At 39.0% G+C, this 16,454-nt stretch carries 16 protein-coding genes, 1 pseudogene and 2 riboswitches; of the genes and pseudogenes, 1 reads left to right on the forward strand and 16 read right to left on the reverse strand.

Annotated features, from left to right (window positions below; genetic code table 11):
• Positions 1–34 precede the first annotated feature (34 nt).
• Positions 35–136: riboswitch (purine riboswitch) on the reverse strand.
• Between the two features lie 38 nt (positions 137–174).
• The 10 genes and pseudogenes from guaA to RI196_RS16810 form a co-directional block, all read right to left on the reverse strand.
• The gene (gene guaA / locus RI196_RS16770; RefSeq protein WP_311067374.1) at positions 175–1,695 is read right to left on the reverse strand and encodes a glutamine-hydrolyzing GMP synthase; all 1,521 of its coding nucleotides are present in this window, start codon (positions 1,693–1,695) and stop codon (positions 175–177) included.
• A 115-nt stretch (positions 1,696–1,810) separates the two neighbouring features.
• Positions 1,811–1,912, reverse strand: a riboswitch (purine riboswitch).
• Between the two features lie 33 nt (positions 1,913–1,945).
• Positions 1,946–4,111 carry a DUF4129 domain-containing transglutaminase family protein gene (locus RI196_RS16775; protein ID WP_311066582.1) on the reverse strand — a complete coding sequence of 722 codons (2,166 nt, stop codon included), beginning with the start codon at positions 4,109–4,111 and terminating at the stop codon, positions 1,946–1,948.
• The gene (locus RI196_RS16780; RefSeq protein WP_242513761.1) at positions 4,111–5,313 is read right to left on the reverse strand and encodes a DUF58 domain-containing protein; all 1,203 of its coding nucleotides are present in this window, start codon (positions 5,311–5,313) and stop codon (positions 4,111–4,113) included. The genes RI196_RS16775 and RI196_RS16780 overlap by 1 nt, the downstream gene beginning before the upstream one ends.
• A 5-nt stretch (positions 5,314–5,318) precedes the next feature.
• Positions 5,319–6,272 (reverse strand): AAA family ATPase, encoded by a 954-nt coding sequence (locus RI196_RS16785; RefSeq protein ID WP_130156652.1) that lies wholly within the window; start codon positions 6,270–6,272, stop codon positions 5,319–5,321.
• Positions 6,273–6,522: 250 nt separating this feature from the next.
• Positions 6,523–7,239, reverse strand: coding sequence for a 5-formyltetrahydrofolate cyclo-ligase (locus RI196_RS16790; RefSeq protein ID WP_311066583.1), 717 nt, complete (start codon positions 7,237–7,239; stop codon positions 6,523–6,525).
• Positions 7,240–7,515: 276 nt separating this feature from the next.
• Positions 7,516–7,683 carry an aspartyl-phosphate phosphatase Spo0E family protein gene (locus RI196_RS16795; protein ID WP_082829641.1) on the reverse strand — a complete coding sequence of 56 codons (168 nt, stop codon included), beginning with the start codon at positions 7,681–7,683 and terminating at the stop codon, positions 7,516–7,518.
• A 351-nt stretch (positions 7,684–8,034) separates the two neighbouring features.
• Positions 8,035–8,190 (reverse strand): annotated as a pseudogene (locus tag RI196_RS18675) (hypothetical protein); the annotation flags it as partial.
• 53 nt (positions 8,191–8,243) lie between these two features.
• A complete protein-coding gene (locus RI196_RS16800) occupies positions 8,244–8,762 on the reverse strand; it encodes a hypothetical protein (RefSeq protein ID WP_311066584.1) in 519 nt (172 codons plus the stop codon).
• Positions 8,763–8,807: 45 nt separating this feature from the next.
• Positions 8,808–9,287: a hypothetical protein gene (locus tag RI196_RS16805; RefSeq protein ID WP_311066585.1), complete on the reverse strand. Its 480-nt coding sequence runs from the start codon at positions 9,285–9,287 to the stop codon at positions 8,808–8,810.
• A 61-nt stretch (positions 9,288–9,348) separates the two neighbouring features.
• Positions 9,349–9,828 (reverse strand): V4R domain-containing protein, encoded by a 480-nt coding sequence (locus tag RI196_RS16810; protein ID WP_094244353.1) that lies wholly within the window; start codon positions 9,826–9,828, stop codon positions 9,349–9,351.
• Positions 9,829–10,050: 222 nt separating this feature from the next.
• On the opposite strand from RI196_RS16810, the gene RI196_RS16815 reads away from it, so the two are divergent.
• Positions 10,051–10,686, forward strand: a complete 636-nt coding sequence (locus RI196_RS16815) for a hypothetical protein (RefSeq protein WP_094244352.1) — start codon at positions 10,051–10,053, stop codon at positions 10,684–10,686.
• A gap of 369 nt (positions 10,687–11,055) precedes the next feature.
• Here the strand turns inward: RI196_RS16815 and RI196_RS16820 are convergent, their stop codons facing one another.
• From RI196_RS16820 to RI196_RS16845, 6 genes are all read right to left on the reverse strand, one after another.
• The gene (locus RI196_RS16820) at positions 11,056–11,556 is read right to left on the reverse strand and encodes a 3-phenylpropionate/cinnamic acid dioxygenase subunit beta (protein WP_144597431.1); all 501 of its coding nucleotides are present in this window, start codon (positions 11,554–11,556) and stop codon (positions 11,056–11,058) included.
• The gene (locus RI196_RS16825; protein ID WP_117017176.1) at positions 11,549–12,883 is read right to left on the reverse strand and encodes an aromatic ring-hydroxylating oxygenase subunit alpha; all 1,335 of its coding nucleotides are present in this window, start codon (positions 12,881–12,883) and stop codon (positions 11,549–11,551) included. Before RI196_RS16825 ends, RI196_RS16820 begins: the two co-directional genes overlap by 8 nt.
• Before the next feature lie 102 nt (positions 12,884–12,985).
• Positions 12,986–13,723 carry an ABC transporter ATP-binding protein gene (locus RI196_RS16830; RefSeq protein ID WP_066252126.1) on the reverse strand — a complete coding sequence of 246 codons (738 nt, stop codon included), beginning with the start codon at positions 13,721–13,723 and terminating at the stop codon, positions 12,986–12,988.
• Positions 13,723–14,499: an ABC transporter ATP-binding protein gene (locus RI196_RS16835; protein ID WP_094244349.1), complete on the reverse strand. Its 777-nt coding sequence runs from the start codon at positions 14,497–14,499 to the stop codon at positions 13,723–13,725. Before RI196_RS16835 ends, RI196_RS16830 begins: the two co-directional genes overlap by 1 nt.
• On the reverse strand, positions 14,492–15,544 hold the full coding sequence (locus RI196_RS16840) for a branched-chain amino acid ABC transporter permease (protein WP_066252130.1): 1,053 nt from the start codon (positions 15,542–15,544) through the stop codon (positions 14,492–14,494). The genes RI196_RS16835 and RI196_RS16840 overlap by 8 nt, the downstream gene beginning before the upstream one ends.
• A gap of 13 nt (positions 15,545–15,557) precedes the next feature.
• A complete protein-coding gene (locus RI196_RS16845; RefSeq protein WP_063388844.1) occupies positions 15,558–16,439 on the reverse strand; it encodes a branched-chain amino acid ABC transporter permease in 882 nt (293 codons plus the stop codon).
• Positions 16,440–16,454: the final 15 nt, after the last annotated feature.

The raw sequence follows: 16,454 nt of genomic DNA on the forward strand, positions 1-16,454 counted from the left end.
TGAGAAAGGAAAAGGATCCTCTCCTCCTTCAGCCATCGAACCGTCAACACCTCGTAGTCAAGCTATTTACGGTAGCTTGGTAGAAACTTTCGGGCCATATTCCCGAAATTATACGAGAATGTTTATATTTATTATATAAATATGATAATTCCGATTTATACAAGTTGGTCAGATTTATTCCCATTCAATTGTTGCCGGCGGCTTGCTTGTAATATCGTAGACAACTCGGTTCACGTGCGGCACTTCATTGACAATCCGCGTAGAGATCATTTCCAGCACTTCCCACGGAATACGAGCCCAATCTGAAGTCATGCCGTCAATTGAAGTGACAGCACGGATTCCAATTGTATGATCGTACGTGCGGGCATCGCCCATCACACCTACGCTGCGGATGTTAGGCAAAACGGTGAAATATTGCCAAATGTCCCGCTCTAATCCGGCTTTTTTAATTTCCTCTCGTAAAATAGCATCGGATTCCCGAACAATCTCTAGCTTTTCTTCCGTTACTTCTCCTAAAACCCGAATGGCTAATCCTGGTCCCGGGAACGGCTGGCGCCAAACGATTTCATCTGGAATACCAAGCTCTGTTCCAAGTGCGCGAACTTCGTCTTTAAAGAGTGTATTCAATGGTTCAATCAGTTGAAATTTCATATCCTCCGGAAGTCCGCCGACATTGTGATGCGATTTGATCGTTTGCGCCGTCTGCGTACCGCTTTCGATAATGTCTGTATAAAGTGTTCCTTGAGCAAGAAACTCAATGCCCTCCAATTTTGCCGCTTCATCATCAAAAACATAGATAAACTCGTTGCCGATGATTTTTCTTTTCTTTTCCGGGTCAGTAACACCCTTCAATTTTTCTAAAAAGCGGTCTTTTGCATCTACTTTAATGACATTCATGTTAAACCCTTCGCTAAACGTCTTCATGACGCTTTCCGCTTCCCCTTTGCGAAGGAGTCCGTGGTCAACAAAAATGCACGTTAATTGATTGCCGATCGCTTTATGGATTAAAACGGCTACAACAGATGAGTCCACCCCGCCGCTTAGCGCGCACAGCACTTTCTTATTTCCGACAGTTTTGCGGATGTTCTCTATTTGCATTTCAATAAAGTTTTCCATCGTCCACGAATTTGTGCACCCGCAAATGCGGAAAACGAAATTTTTCAATAGGTCGTTTCCAAATTCTGTATGGCGCACTTCGGGATGAAATTGAACCCCGTACATGTTCCGCTCATCATTGCTGATTGCGGCAAATGGACATGATGGGCTAGTGGCGTCTACTTTAAAGCCGTTCGGAATATCGGCCACAAGATCCCCGTGACTCATCCAAACGATTTGATCATCAGGCAAGCCTTCAAACAACGGCGATTTTTCCTTTACTTGTAAAGCTGCTTTCCCATATTCCCGGTGCTTCGCCTTTTCCACTTTTCCCCCGAGCAAATAGGTCATTAATTGCATGCCATAGCAAATTCCGAGCACTGGAACCCCGAGTTCAAAAATCCGCTCGTCGCAGCGAAAAGACTTTTCGTCATATACGCTGTTTGGACCCCCTGACAAAATAATTCCTTTCGGATTCATTTTTTTGATATCTTCTATCGACAGCGTATGCGGATGAAGCTCGCTGTAAACACCAAATTCGCGAATTCTGCGCGTAATTAATTGATTGTATTGGCTGCCGAAATCTAACACTAAGATCATGTCTTGGATGTTCTCCAACGTGTTCACCTCATTATTTTGATGGATCAATATATTGTTTCACATCTGACTTCAAAAAAATAGAATTCTACCGAAAAAAAGGCAGAATTCTAGTACATCTACTAACTTCTGCCTTCATAGTCGGGTTATTTACGGTAACCCGGTAGAGACTCTCGAACCATATTATCGAGGATATACGAAGGAGCTTCCCGCTATGAATTTTTTCTTATCATACCAAGTGATCAAGACCCGGTCAAGAAGTTGTTTTTTTGATTAAATCTTCCCATAATTCTTTCGATTGCTCCCATTCCTTGCTTGGATCATCGCCCCGATACAGCGCCCGCTCATAAATGTAAGTTAATTGCGACATACTATTTGTTCCAAACATTTGATCAATCTGTTTTGCATATTCTCTTAACGTTTGCCCGTTTTCACGTTTGTAGCCGCATCTTTCCAGAGATTTAAGCAAAAGTCTGTATGCTTTCAAAAAATCTTTCTCATCATGATTCCGTTTATAGAAGCTAGTCATCCAACTGGTCATCCATTTATTTCTCGTTTTGAAAAGTATTAACACACATGCCGCTATAAACAAGATGAAACCGATGGAGACAATAACAGCTGGTGATAGCGAAAAAGGGAATTCCTTTGACAGCTTAGCATCATCCGTATCGATTTGTTCTTGACTTTCTTCCTCAAGCGGCTGACTTTGTTCTTGTTCGGCAGCGGATGAATCTTGTTGATTTTCATCTGATTGATGTGCAAATTCCTGCGGATTGGAAAAACCGATCGTCGGTTCAAAAGGGACCCAGCCAATTCCAGAAAAATAAACCTCTACCCACGAATGGGCATTGTTGCTAGTTACTTCATACACTTCCAATCCTTCGCTTGTCGTTTCTACAAACTGCCCAGGGGTATATCCCTTTACCCAGCGCGCCGGAATTCCGACAGACCGAAGAAGAACAACCATAGATGTTGAAAAATTGTCGCAATATCCTTTCTTCGTTTCAAATAAAAACTGATCGACATAATCTTCATCCAATTCCGGGACAGCCACATCATTCGTTTCATATACAAACGGTTCTTTCAAAAAATACTGTTCAACCGCCTTGGCTTTATCATAAAAGTTGTTTTTATCTTTTGTAATCTCCACAGCGAGATTTTTCACGCGTTCCGGAAGGCTTGCAGGAAGCTGCGTATATCGTTCAACCAATTCTTTTGGAGCACCTTCATTCGAGTGAACAGCCTGCAATTTTTCAATTTCAAACAAGGGATAAGAATATTTCAAAGAATAGCTGGAAAGCCGTTCCCCCGATTCATTAAACATTGGGAATATATTCTCCGTAACATGATCGATGCGGTATTGATCAGCATCACTGGAAATTTCCTGCAATCCAAGCGGATAAATAATATGCTGATATGGATATTCGCGCTCAATTTCTACAGTCGAAACAAGCTGTTCCGTTTGAACCTGACTACTCGTCAAGTTTAAATACGGACCGATAAATCCATTTGCAATGGAAAATTGTCTGTCGCTTGTAATCCAGCCTTTTCCTGTATAAACATCTTTTGTTTCAACTCGCCAATAATGCTGTCTTTCTACATACGCCCGAAAAGCAGGTGCATCGTTTGGAATGAACGGACCGCCCAATTGCTCATCATTGGTACCATAACCGATTTTTTTGACAACCGAATTTGACAAATGCTCCCCTTCTCCGTCCTGTTTATACTTCGAAAAATACGGTAAAGGGTCTGGCCATTGGGGGGCCGCTTTCGGAGCGAGCCACCCGATCGCAGCGGAAACAACAATCATTGCCAAAAGCGGCACAATCCATTTCCAATACAAAATAGACCTAAACGGAATTTTCTCCGAAAAAATCATCCTTTCAAAATACAGAAGACCTAAAAGGAAAAATCCAACCACCGCTAACCGTATAATCGCATAAGTTGCATCATATGGCGAAAACGTATCTAATACTGCCACATACGTAATAGTTAAAATTAAAAATAATAAAATTCTTTTTCTCTGAATAATCCAATAGTTTAATAAATAGACAAGCAGCCACAATAATACAAAGAAAAGAAACGTCCGGAATGGAGGAGTCATTCCGCCGAAATACCTTTCGGTGATCAAGTTTAAGTTATAGCGAAGATCATGAATAAATTCTAATATCCATCCTATTTCAAAAACAGAGCCGTTGTAAAACAGCTGATGAATAAAAAAGAAAATATAACATAATTTAACCGGATACGAGATATACCATTTTAGCTGCATAAATGTAAAAAAGAGAGAAATTCCGATAAATATAACGAAAATAACGGTATAGATAGAATCAGTCGAATATTCAAGCGGCCGCAGCCATTCCCACAGCAAAATAAACGATAGCAAATATAAACAAAAGTTAACGATTTGCTGTTTCATTATCGGCTTCCCACCCTTTGCGCTGCATCTCGGAACATGCCGGCGTCAACAGTGCGGACAGTTATCGAATGCCGCCGCAATTTATCTATTAGTTCTTGATCTCTTCTCGGCTTTTCAACCGCTTTTGTCACATGCCAAATGGTGACATGACGCGGCTTCGGAAACGCTAGAAGCTTGTCAATCAAGGAAGGGTGTAAATGACTTGTCATAATCATGATAGATGAATGCTGTCCCCATTTGTTCAATTCCTCTAAAAGCTGGTTGATAAACTCGTCCTCACCGTCGCAATCCGCCACTGCCAAATGATACAGGATATGCTTCCAATGATGCTCATGATTTGATATAGGAAAAACTTTCTTCGTTTTCCCAACCGAAACTACCCCGAGCTTGGAACCGTTTTTGAGCACTGCTTTAGAGAACGAAGCTGTAAATGAGATAAGCTCTTCAAATGACGATGACTTTGTTCGATCGATGAAACAAACAATTTGTTGGCTATTTAGCTGCTCAAATTCCTTTGTCATGATCGAATGGCGTCTCGCTGTCGCCTTCCAGTCTATCCAAGATAATTTGTCTCCTGGTTCATATTCCCTTACCCCAGCAACAATCGAAACATCTTTTATATATCGTGTTCTTGCAAAACCTGCATCCTTTTCAAGTGAAAGTTGTTGGGGACGGTACTGAAACTCAAAAAATGGCGGATAGACCACAATGTGATTGTTTGCCGAATAAATGCCTTCTCTTTCAATGATTCCAAACAAATCTCCTGTTTTAAATCGCACTGTTTCAAAATGATGGGATCCCCTCGGAAGATTAGATAACGAATATTGGAATGAAAAACGTTTTTTCCACCAAGGAAACAATACAATCTTCGCTGATCCCGAATTTTTCAGCTTTTCAGGAAGGACATCCTCAACGATTCCAAAGAAAAAAGGGAAGGGAAACGGCTGTTCAATTTCGATAGTACAAACAAGCGGTTCGCCTGCTTGAAATTCCGTTTTATTTAATTTGCGCCGAACTCGCAGCTTCTTCAGCGGATAAAGAGCCAACGCAACAGAATAAACAACAAACGGCAGCAATGAATACAATAAAAACCAGCTGACAAATCCTCCTTGAAACATGGCATATGCAAAGGAAGCCGCCACGAGCAATATTAAAAAAGCAAGGTTCCACGCCAGCCGTGTGCCTTTTAGCAAGCCTTTCATTGATTTCACAGCGACCTCACTACAGGCACAGGGATTTCGGCAAGAATATCTTCAATGATTTGTTCAGCTGTTTTCCCTTCATAACGCGCTTCAGATGTCAAAATAATGCGATGGGGCAGGACATGCACGGATAAATATTGAACATCATCGGGGATCACATAATCTCGGGCATGAATAAACGCATACGCCTGAGATGCCTTCATAAGTGCAACAGAACCACGGGGACTGACTCCTAAATAGACGGAATCATGGTTCCGCGTCTTATTTACGATGTCTACAATATAATGTTTAATCGTATCATCTACATATACTTGTTTGATTTCTTCCTGAAGTGTCGTTAATTCGTCTTTGGTGATGACTGACGTTAGTTCATCAAGCGGCTGTCCTTTTTCAGCTCTTGTCAACACTTCTACTTCTTCTGTAACGGAAGGATAGCCCATTTTCAGTTTTAGTAAAAATCGATCCAATTGAGCCTCCGGCAACGGATAAGTTCCTTCATACTCAACCGGATTTTGTGTCGCCATAACGAAAAAAGGTTTTTCAAGCGGCATTGTCACGCCATCAATGGTGACACTCCCTTCCTCCATGCCTTCAAGCAAGGCGGATTGGGTCTTTGGTGAGCTTCGATTTATTTCATCGGCCAAAATAATATTAGCCATAATCGGTCCTGGTCGGTATTCAAATTCAATCGTTTTCGGATTATATATCGATACTCCAGTAACGTCTGAAGGCAGTAAATCAGGTGTAAACTGAATTCTTTTAAAATCAGCCCCAACAGACTTTGCCAATGCCTTCACCATCATCGTTTTTCCAACTCCGGGTACATCTTCGAGAAGCACATGCCCTCCAGCAAGCAATGCCGACAAACTTAAAATGACCAGTTCACTCTTTCCTACAATAACTTTTTCAACATTTTCGACAATTTTTTCTAATTTTGGATGCATCGTCTCCCCTTGCATTTATAGGCCTCCCAATCATCATATCTGCACTTCTAACTCTATTATACAATTGCCTAATAGCAGAAAAAAACGATTCGTTTTCAAACTGTTTAAAATTTATTGTACATTGTTCCGTTTTCTTCTGAGAAAATAATAAGAGATAGAAAATTGAGAATTTTCACAAACTTTATGCGGAGTATTCCCAGTTTTCCTGCTTCTAAATGAATGGGATGACGTCATGCTAAATAAAGTAAATGCAAGGGAATGATCGTTAAGAACGCTTGTATAGCATTGCCCAAATTTCTTTTAAAACAGGCATTTGTTCTTTCTCTTCTTCACTTACTTGTTCCCAAATGATTCCTTCCGGCTTTGAATAAGGAGTGTTCGTTTTGATCAATTCTTTTTCTGTAGCAATCCAATCAACCGTCAAATCATACGGATCAATAGGAAAATCGTCTTCTACCAGCTGAATGCTATGAACAGTCGTGACGACAGGAACAGAAGGCTGCCCAAGCTCCCGAATAATGGCATATTCGCGATCGGCATATCCTTCGCCTTTTCCAATTCTGCGCCCGTCCCTATGGACTGCAACCGATCCAACCACAATGAAATCAATAGTTGGCAGCTGATCGAGAGAGATTTCCTTTCCGAACGTATTCATATGTTTCAAGCTGGCTGCTTTTCTCTCTTCTCCTTTTGGCACCCATTCAGGCTTCACCATGATAAAACCGGATTTTAATCTTGGAGTTGGCATAAGAAGAGTCTTTCCATCAATTAGCACTTTCGTCCGAATTGGAAGCTGCGGAGCATCAGGGTTCACCTTTACGACTTTTGCCGATTTATATTCAGGCATCGAAGCAACAATTTTTGCAGCTTGTTCAGCTCCTTTGAAATTTGGAATTCTATTTTTCAGCGGAAACGGAAAGCGTCCAAGCTTCTCTTTTTCAAGCTGAGTCCATATTTTTTCCCTGACGGCCTGTTTATCCATCTTCTAAACCTTCTTCCTGCGCCGTGATTTAACCTTTACAAATAAAAAAGCAGTGGTGAAACTTTGTAAAAACAGCCAATTGACAAACGAAAAGATGATGTTTTCATATTCTATCTTGGGGCTCATAGAACAAGAACAGCGGTATACTCCGGGAATCTAAAATATGTGTCGGAAAATCAAAAGAGCTGCCATTCTTACGATTGCCCAATTTGAAAGCTGAAAGGTAGATACCATTTTGATTCAAGACGGGAGATAATTTTATCAATACTGCCAAGTTCACTTCGTTTTTTTTAAGAGCTCGATTTGGTATTGATGAATCAGCTTATCAAGTTCCTGGCTGATTTTTAACACAACCTCAGATGTATATCCATATTTCTCAGCCAATGAAATCATATATGCTCGTTCATTTTCTATTTTAATAGATAGAATATTCATTTTATTCATTTTTCAGTAACCCCATTTTTTACGAGTTTTAGTAGTATTAATAGTACCATACTCTTACGAATAATGTAAAGATTTGTAATTTATTGAAGAAATTTGCGGAAGAAGGGGGTAAATTCCCCCATTTAAAAAGTATTGGGGTTTATTTTCTCCACCGTGTAGAAAAAAACGTTCCTAGCACCATAAACCCATTGTAAAATTTTTAAAAAGCGTTCACTTAAAAAATCGGATAATCATTTTTGCAAATTTCCTGAATGGATTGTATTTTCTGATGAAAATCCTCTGAAGCAGCCTGAGCGTGCAAGAGGGAGTAGAGTTTATTGGACAAATTGTCATGGTTATAAAACTTGCGCTTTATTTCATTTTGACTTCAATGAGCCCTAAGAAAAGATAAATATTGACCGCAGCATGAACATCAAAGAAGCCTTGGCTCGACGATAAATCAAACCCGCCAATTTCTTGCATCCTCTTCAGTCGGTAACGAACATACCCTAATGAAACATGCATTCTTTCGGCTGTTTTATATAGATGTCCGTTATTTTCAACATACCAATAAAGCGTTTCTAATAAATCTGAGCATGCTTGTCATCGTAGTTTTTTATTTTTTGAAGCATTGTATGTGAAAGGGCTTCCATTTCCGGTAAATTTTCAGAGCATATTAACTTCGCAACCGCTAAAAGCTCCTTAAATGCTTTGACTTTCGCATTGCTTTTAGAAAACTTCATAATCTTAATTGTTTTTTCTGCTTCTTTTAATCCTTTTTTCAAATCTGATGCTTGCTGACATAAACTGCTGATCCCCAATTTCATTTCAAAAGGTTTAATCTCGGAGAAAATCTGATCAATTAGCCATTGCCCGCATGAAACTTCAGATGAAAATTGACGGATAACAGCAATCAGCTGATTGACTTTTGTTGTCATTATGCATGCTAAACCTTGCTGCTTGATCAATTTATTTAAGCTTTCAGCTGCTGCAGTTTTATAATGATTAAGCGAATCTTCAAGCTCTTTTCGATTAAACTCTTGGCTGCTGTCCAGATGAAACAAAAACACATATTGCGGTTGATTAAGATTGTATCCCATTAATTTTAATCGGTAAGTAAGCTCCTCTTCTGAAAATTCCCCCCCCTAAAAACGGCGTTCAGCAATTCTCTTTTTAATTCGTTGTTCGTTTTCAAACGCAGAAGTTTCATTTATTATTTGCATAGCACAAATGGATGCCGCCTTTTTAATGACGATATAGTCCAATTCCGAAAAGCCTTCTGATTCACGAATTAGTGAAACATAACCAAAAATATTGTTTCTTACAAAAACAGGAGATATTAATTTTTCAAATGTATAGCCTTTTGCTGAAGAAACTTTTATCCGATTCGTATTACATTTTTCTTTTATATCTACTGTTTCCACTTTCTCCCTCACATAATCAGCGCTGTTTAAATAAATTTTTCGAAGCGAATCGCTCGCTTCAATCAACTGACGGTGAGAGTTTTCCAGCAGAAGAGCACAATTCATCTCAACCGCTAAAGTGTTCAATATCCCCTTTAGTCCACACCCATTTAATAGCGAATTTGTCAACTTTTCAATAATCATAAGAGCTTTCTTAAACATTTCTTTCTGCCTTTCTATCCTTATAAAAGCTTTGTCTAGCTCTTGTCCTAAATTTTCCTCTTCATAATAAGGCAGCTCTTTTTCGATTTCTTCTCCCCAATCCTAAAACCGGTTTGGCAATCCAATGACAATGCGGATCACCCTTTCCTTCACACTCAACTTCTTTAAAAATTACTTTTCTACCCAAATGATTGCTCACATATCCGCCTGCAAATCCTATTAGTGTAAAACATACTGGATCAGAAGATAATCCAAAGGTGGCAATATGGTGTTCAGCTTCTTGTGAATGCTTCCAATAGCCTTCTGAATAATAATCTTTTGTTACAGGGTCGATATGCAGCTCTTTAACTGAAATGCCTAAATCAGCCGTTATGCCGTGCATATGCGAACCAGCGATAAACAGTTCTTTCAATGTCAGCGTATGATAAGCATCTTTCCTTCTTAAATGATTTGAAAAATTATTGCCGCAATCCCAGCCATACCGTAATAAAAAACCTTTAGCTCTGTCGAGACCTAAAGCTGAAATTAAATGATTTCGCAAAGTATTTAAGATTGCCCAGATTCAGGCAAAAATTTCATCATTTCGTTGGAGTCTAAAACTTCCCCCATTTCCGTCCCCCTCACCACAAACTATTAGCATTTTTTATCAAAATTATCATAATATTTAATAAATTTTCAGGAAATTTTATATAAGATATCAGTAATGAACAGAATTGATTCTGTTAAAAATGTAAGCGTTAACAAAAAAGAGGGGGAGAATAATATGAATAAATTTGAAGAACAAATTTATAATTGCATGAAACCCGTTGAAGAATTGCTGGCTAAAACAACCAATCCACTGCATATTGCGATTCTTGAAAACTTCCGCCGACACGTTCATCTGGAAGGCGCTGGCATGTTCAATGAAATTGTTTCTTCCGATATGATGGTCGATCACCCCGTTTATCGTGTTACTTGGGGAAGCGAGCCTGCTGTTATTGAAGGAAAAGAAGGAGTCCTCAACTTCTATCATATTGCATCAAAATCAGTACTTTGGCATTCTGATGACTTGCTAGCTGTGGCTGATTGGGGAATTGCAGATGAACTGACTTTCCACCAATTAATTAAAGGCCAAGGATTGCTTGATTTAGGATTTGAAGTAGATGATCCGGACAAAATTTATCATTACTCAAGCCGTCAAGTATTTTTATGGCCGTATGATGAAACGGGGAGACTTAAGGGAGAGCATCTTTACGAAGATAAAAGTACAGTAAAAATTGTAGAAGTGGATCCTGCTGACATCATCACACCAGAACGAGTTGCCGAAATCCACCGGGAATGCTTGGCAAAATTAGAAGCAGAAAAACCGCCGAAATATTGGACGCTGGAAGTTATAAAACAACAGCTGGAAGGCAAATGATAAAATGAGCTTTCATGAAGACGAACACACGATCATTCATTTTTGAGTCTAGTACATCATGAATGAATGCCCGACGCGAGGGAGCTAATATAACTCTCTCGCGTTTTATGCATCTAAACATGGCAAGCTGGCAAATTTATGCCTAATGTAATCAAAGCAAAAAAAGCCGTTAAACATTTCGAATCATAAACTAAACGATTGGAATATCAGCAAATCTATCATTTCCTTTAAGCTATTTCCGCCTTTACAGAAAATATAGAAGCTTCATAAATCCTTTCCAATCATTTTCTTCTTCAAGCAGCAAACAGCCTAAATATGTTGATAATTCGAGAAATGGGCAAAAAAAATATATTGGCACATACACGTTTTTTATAAAAACATACTGACATTCATGACTGATAATACGGACTGATCTGGATACACAGTTCGTTTTGCTATTTTCCATTTTCCATTCACTTTCCGAATAATATCTTCTCTTTCTCCGAACAATTCCTCGGTTTTTGCTTCTGAACTTCGGCTGCGCTTAAATAGAAAATAACTTCTAACCTTATAATCATTAGAGCTAAAGCAAGGCTCAACGACCACATTGCTTATAAAATGCCTCTGCCTTGTAGGCGGGTTTTCAACCCAGGCTGATTTCGTATAAAGTCTTTCGACCTTTATCTCTATGTCCTTTTTCGAATCTGCAAAATAAGTCATTTCAGTATTCAAATTGCTTCCCATTTTGTTATCAACAGTTACCCGCAGGGGCATCGTGTATTGAATATCATCATCAAGCAATTCAAGCCATTCCCGATATTTTCGGTGGTCAAGCAAATAGGCCTCATAATATAAAAATTGAGAAATTTCATATTGAATATCACTATTCATGAGATTTCACCTCTGGCTCTTTCGTAATCAGCTCCAGCCAGTATTTATGCATACTTCTTGCAATATGATCTGTATAGCAAGTTGGGTACGCTTTTCCCGGTCCCGGAAAATTCTCATCCGGATCTAAGTGATCTAATCCCATTAAGTAGTTGAGCATATTGTTGTAGCTGAGATTTCGATCTCTTGCCATTAACCCTTGGCTGGCCTCAACAATGCGAGCCCAATTTTCCGTATCATCCTGTTCAAGAGTACCTGCCGCGCCAAACGTTGCAATAAAGCCTTTGTACGATTTTTCCTTATAATCTTCCGGCAGCGCCTTATCAATCATATACCAAACCCAAATTTCAACTTGATCGGGCCCTAACGGCCGCCATACTCTAAATTGAAGATGATTATACTTTGTTCCTTCTGTTCCGCTGCAAGAGCTTAAGAATGATAGATTTGGAAAAACTCCGCCAACAAAATTTTGAACTCTAGAAAAAATGTCCAATTGTTCTTTATTTAAATTTTTCTCAAACATCGACCACATCGATTCAGGCATACCTTGGTATATGTTATTCGATCTTCCAGTAGCAGATGTAATTACATTAATTCCATGTCCGTTTGACAAAACAACTTGATGTCCATATGATGCATACAAAGGATCGCTCGGTGTAAGCTTCAATTCCACGGCGGATCTATGAGTCGTTTGAACATGGTAAGGATCTGCCGCGAAATTTTCACTTGTCATTTTCCAATTTGCTTTTGCCACCCATCGTTGAGGGACTCCCCTCACTTCCATCCCTCCGTCGCTCCGGCCAAGCATTATATCAAAATACCATTTCATTTCGCCTAAATAATCTTCTAAAGACATAGCGTCAGGATCAAGATTTCCAAAAATCATTCCTTGATAGCTTTCAACACGAGGAACTGGGCGCAGTCCCCACTCGCTTTTATCCATCGATTCCCCAAATACTTTATTCCCTGCAACAACCCCGATCAGTTCACCGTTTAAATTATAAGTCCAGCCATGATAAGGGCATGAAAATGCTTTTTTATTTCCATAATCTTCTGTACACAAACGAACACCCCTATGAGAACAAGAGTTCAAAAATGCGTTGATTTCTCCATTTTTATTTTTCACTAAAATAATCGGGTCATCGACCATCATCCTCGTAACAAAGCTTCCTGGTTCTTTTAATTCCGATTCGTGCGCCAGAAACTGCCATGTTCTGCCGAAAATTCTTTCTTTTTCTAGTTCGTATATTTCCGGATCTGTAACTAACCATTGAGGAAATCGGCCGTTTTCTATATTTTTCTCAACTTCCTTCCAATCTATCGTTCTCATATCCGTTCCCTTCCTCCTTTGGTTATTGGAATATTCGGAATACTATGCCGCCAAACTCCCGGCTTTTGGGCAAGTTAGGTTAGTACAGACCTGTTGTTTATACTAAAGCTTTAGTCTTTCTTTTTTGCTTATACCTAAATACGTATCTTTTATTTTTTCATCTTCCAGCAAATCGCTCGCTTTTCCTTGAATGACAATTTCTCCGCGATCCAATACACAAGCGTGATCTGCAATTTGCAAAGCTGCTTTGACGTTTTGTTCAATTAACAAAATGGTCGTTCCAAATGTTTTTTTCATTTGCTTTAAAATATTCATAATGTCTTTGACAATAAGCGGAGCCAATCCTAAAGACGGTTCATCCAGCATCATTAGTTTTGGCTTCGCCATCAGCCCGCGGCCTATGGCAACCATTTGCTGCTCGCCGCCGCTCAACAATCCGCCCGGTCGATCCAACATTGTTTTTAATTTAGGGAAAAAGTCTAGAACTTGCTCGAAATCCTCCATAACACTTTTTTTGTCATTTTTATATCGGTGATAAGATCCTAACAGCAAATTATCCTTAACAGAAAGATCATCAAAAATTTGTCTTCTTTCCGGGACAAGACAAATGCCTTTTTCAACGATCTTTTCTACTTTACCATAAGAAATTTCTTCATTTTCAAATACAATGGTTCCTGATCTCGGTTTATAAATGCCTGCTATTGTTCCAAGAAGGGTGCTTTTCCCGGCGCCATTTGACCCTACCATCGCAAAGATTTCGCCTTGTTTTATTTCAAAGTGAATCCCTTTCAAAACGTGCAAATATCCGTGGTACGTATGAAGGTTGTCTACTACTAACATTAGATTGCTTCCTCCTCTCCCAAATAGGCTGCAATAACTTTAGGATTGCTGGCAATTTCTTCAGGCGTTCCTTCTGCAATTTTTTTCCCATAGTCAAGAACTACAATTTTATCTGCAATCGACATCACCGTTTCCATATCATGTTCAACAAATAAAAATGTCATCCCTTGTTTTCTCATATTTTTCAGTACATTCACTAGATTGCGGGATTCCTGCGGATTCAGCCCGGCCATCGGTTCATCCAGTAAAATAAATGAAGGCTCTGCAGCTACTGCCCTGGCAATCTCTAATAATCTTTGATTTCCATAAGGCAATGTTTCAGCTCGTTCAAAAGCTAAATCAGCAATACCGACCTGTTCAAGGCATTGCAATGCTTTTTGCATTACCTCTTTTTCTTCTTTATAAACGTTCGGCAATCGCAGGCCTGAGCTTAAAATTCCAGTTTTTAATCTTATATGACTTCCTGTCATCACATTTTCGATGACGGTCATATTATTAAATACTTGCAAATTTTGAAATGTTCTTGTCATCCCAAGACTTGCAATTTGATAAGGTCTTTTCCCGATGATGGAAACGCCTTTAAAGGTTATTTTTCCGCTTGTTGCAGGGATGACACCTGTCACTAAATTAAAAAGGGTTGTTTTGCCGGCGCCATTTGGACCTATTACAGCAACAATTTCCCCTTTTTTCACTTCAAACGAAACATTTTCAACGGCATTTACACCGCCGAATGATTTTGAAAGATTTTCGACTTTTAATAATGTTTCCTCAGTCATGAATATCACTTCCCGTTGACTTCTTTGAAAATGCTGAAACTGGTTTATTTTTAAAGCTTGAAGTGATTCTTTTGATAAAATGAAAGATCGCTTTTGAAATTCCATTTGGCATGTATATTAAAATAACTACAAGCAGCACGCCGAAAAATACAATTTCGAATTCCCCGCTAGCATTTGGAATAATTTTCGGTACAATATCTTTCAACAATTCTCCTAAAAATACATATATCGCTGCTCCGATCAATCCGCCCCAAATATTCCCTATCCCACCGATGACAACCATTATTAAAAAGTAGATAGATGTCATCATTTCAAACAATTGAGGATTTATAAAGGTGACATAGTGTGCGTATAAGCTTCCAGCAATTGAAGCATAAACGGCGCTTAATACAAAAATTTGCAATTTATATTTATTAATATTTATACCAATTGCTTCCGAAGCAATTTCGCTGCCATGGATAGACATTAAAGCTCTTCCGACTCTTGATTGAACAATATTGCGCGCAAAGAAAATTCCTAAAAAGACAAAGATCCAAATTAAGAAGTAAAATTGAAAATCTGTTGAAAATGAAATGCCGAATAAGCTTAAAGGAGGTATGCCAAAAAACCCGTTTAATCCTCCAGTTATTGTTTTCCACTCTTTAAAAAATGTAAATATGATCACTCCAAATCCAAGAGTGGCTAAGGCTAAATAATGCCCTTTTAGTTTAAATACTGGAATACCAATGATTAAAGAAACGAGTGATGCAATAATCGCCCCAACTAAAATTCCTATCCAGGAAGGCATCTGCAATGTAGCCGTAAAATATGCAGAGGTATAGGCACCAATACCGTAAAAAGCTGCATGCCCGAGGGAAATTTGCCCTGCATATCCGATTAATAGCGTCAGTCCAGTAGTGACCAATGAGTAAAAACCGATCATAATGAAAGTACTTAAAATATAATTATTTGATTGAAAAATAAAAGGAAGAAGCATAATAACGACAAAAAAGATAAGAGGACCTTTCAAACTCCTGTTGTATATTTTCGTTAAATTGTTATCCATTTTTTCCTCTCCTCTAAACACGTTTTCCTGATACTTTCGAGAACAATCCATTTGGCATGAAGAATAATACGATTAAAAGAAGAGTGAAGCTAATGGCATCTTTATATCCTGAAGATAAATATCCTTCCGTAAAAGATTCTAATATTCCGATTAAAAATGCTCCGGCAATAGCAGCAGGTGCATTTGACAACCCTCCAATTACTGCAGCAATAAATGCTTTTAAGCCAATCATGATTCCCATATCATACGAAGCACCCGAAATGGGGGCAATCACTATTCCTGCGAGCGCTCCAAGACCAGCACTAATGGATACTGCCCAAAACGACATTTTTTGTGGGCTGATTCCCATTAGCCTTGCTGCAAAACGATTGACAACACAAGCTGTTACCGCTTTTCCTAAGTAGGTTTTATTAAAAAAGTAGTAAAGGACAGCTAAACTTAATAAAGAAATGCCGATAGCCCATAAGCTTTGCGGCTGAATGGTAGCATCCAAAAAATTGATATTCTGATTTCCAGAGAAAGGACGCAGCGCCAAAGGCTGAGTTCCCCAAATTAAAATGCTAATTCCCCGAAATACAAAAGCTGCACCTATCGTAATAATAAGAAGTGTTGCGGTTGATGAATTTCTTGCAGGATAAATTGCCAACCTTTCGAACAAACCACCGATAATCGTGACTATGACAACACTTACTGCTATTGCAATAATTAATGGAAAGCCCATATTGACAAACGAAATACAAGTAAGTGCACCCAGCATGGCAAAATCGCCTTGTGCTAAATTTAAAAGGCCGGTTATGTTGTAAATAATGACAAATCCGATAGCAATCAGTGCATAGATGCTTCCAATGGTCAGTCCAGAAAAAATTAACTGGATAAATTGGCTGGTCAGTTCCATTCCCACACTTCCCTT

The organism is Aeribacillus composti, assembly GCF_031760945.1.
Lineage (GTDB): Bacteria > Bacillota > Bacilli > Bacillales > Aeribacillaceae > Aeribacillus > Aeribacillus composti.

Excerpts from the sequence above, each read along its gene's own strand:
- RI196_RS16775 (WP_311066582.1), bottom strand. The coding sequence starts at position 4,111 with ATGAAACAGCAAATCGTTAACTTTTGTTTATATTTGCTATCGTTTATT.
- RI196_RS16805 (WP_311066585.1), bottom strand. The coding sequence starts at position 9,287 with ATGTTTAAGAAAGCTCTTATGATTATTGAAAAGTTGACAAATTCGCTA.
- RI196_RS16785 (WP_130156652.1), bottom strand. The coding sequence starts at position 6,272 with ATGCAAGGGGAGACGATGCATCCAAAATTAGAAAAAATTGTCGAAAAT.
- RI196_RS16800 (WP_311066584.1), bottom strand. The coding sequence starts at position 8,762 with ATGGGATACAATCTTAATCAACCGCAATATGTGTTTTTGTTTCATCTG.
- RI196_RS16790 (WP_311066583.1), bottom strand. The coding sequence starts at position 7,239 with ATGGATAAACAGGCCGTCAGGGAAAAAATATGGACTCAGCTTGAAAAA.
- RI196_RS16845 (WP_063388844.1), bottom strand. The coding sequence starts at position 16,439 with ATGGAACTGACCAGCCAATTTATCCAGTTAATTTTTTCTGGACTGACC.
- RI196_RS16835 (WP_094244349.1), bottom strand. The coding sequence starts at position 14,499 with ATGACTGAGGAAACATTATTAAAAGTCGAAAATCTTTCAAAATCATTC.
- RI196_RS16840 (WP_066252130.1), bottom strand. The coding sequence starts at position 15,544 with ATGGATAACAATTTAACGAAAATATACAACAGGAGTTTGAAAGGTCCT.
- RI196_RS16780 (WP_242513761.1), bottom strand. The coding sequence starts at position 5,313 with ATGAAAGGCTTGCTAAAAGGCACACGGCTGGCGTGGAACCTTGCTTTT.
- RI196_RS16830 (WP_066252126.1), bottom strand. The coding sequence starts at position 13,723 with ATGTTAGTAGTAGACAACCTTCATACGTACCACGGATATTTGCACGTT.
- guaA (WP_311067374.1), bottom strand. The coding sequence starts at position 1,695 with ATGATCTTAGTGTTAGATTTCGGCAGCCAATACAATCAATTAATTACG.
- RI196_RS16820 (WP_144597431.1), bottom strand. The coding sequence starts at position 11,556 with ATGAATAGTGATATTCAATATGAAATTTCTCAATTTTTATATTATGAG.
- RI196_RS16825 (WP_117017176.1), bottom strand. The coding sequence starts at position 12,883 with ATGAGAACGATAGATTGGAAGGAAGTTGAGAAAAATATAGAAAACGGC.
- RI196_RS16815 (WP_094244352.1), top strand. The coding sequence starts at position 10,051 with ATGAATAAATTTGAAGAACAAATTTATAATTGCATGAAACCCGTTGAA.
- RI196_RS16795 (WP_082829641.1), bottom strand. The coding sequence starts at position 7,683 with ATGAATAAAATGAATATTCTATCTATTAAAATAGAAAATGAACGAGCA.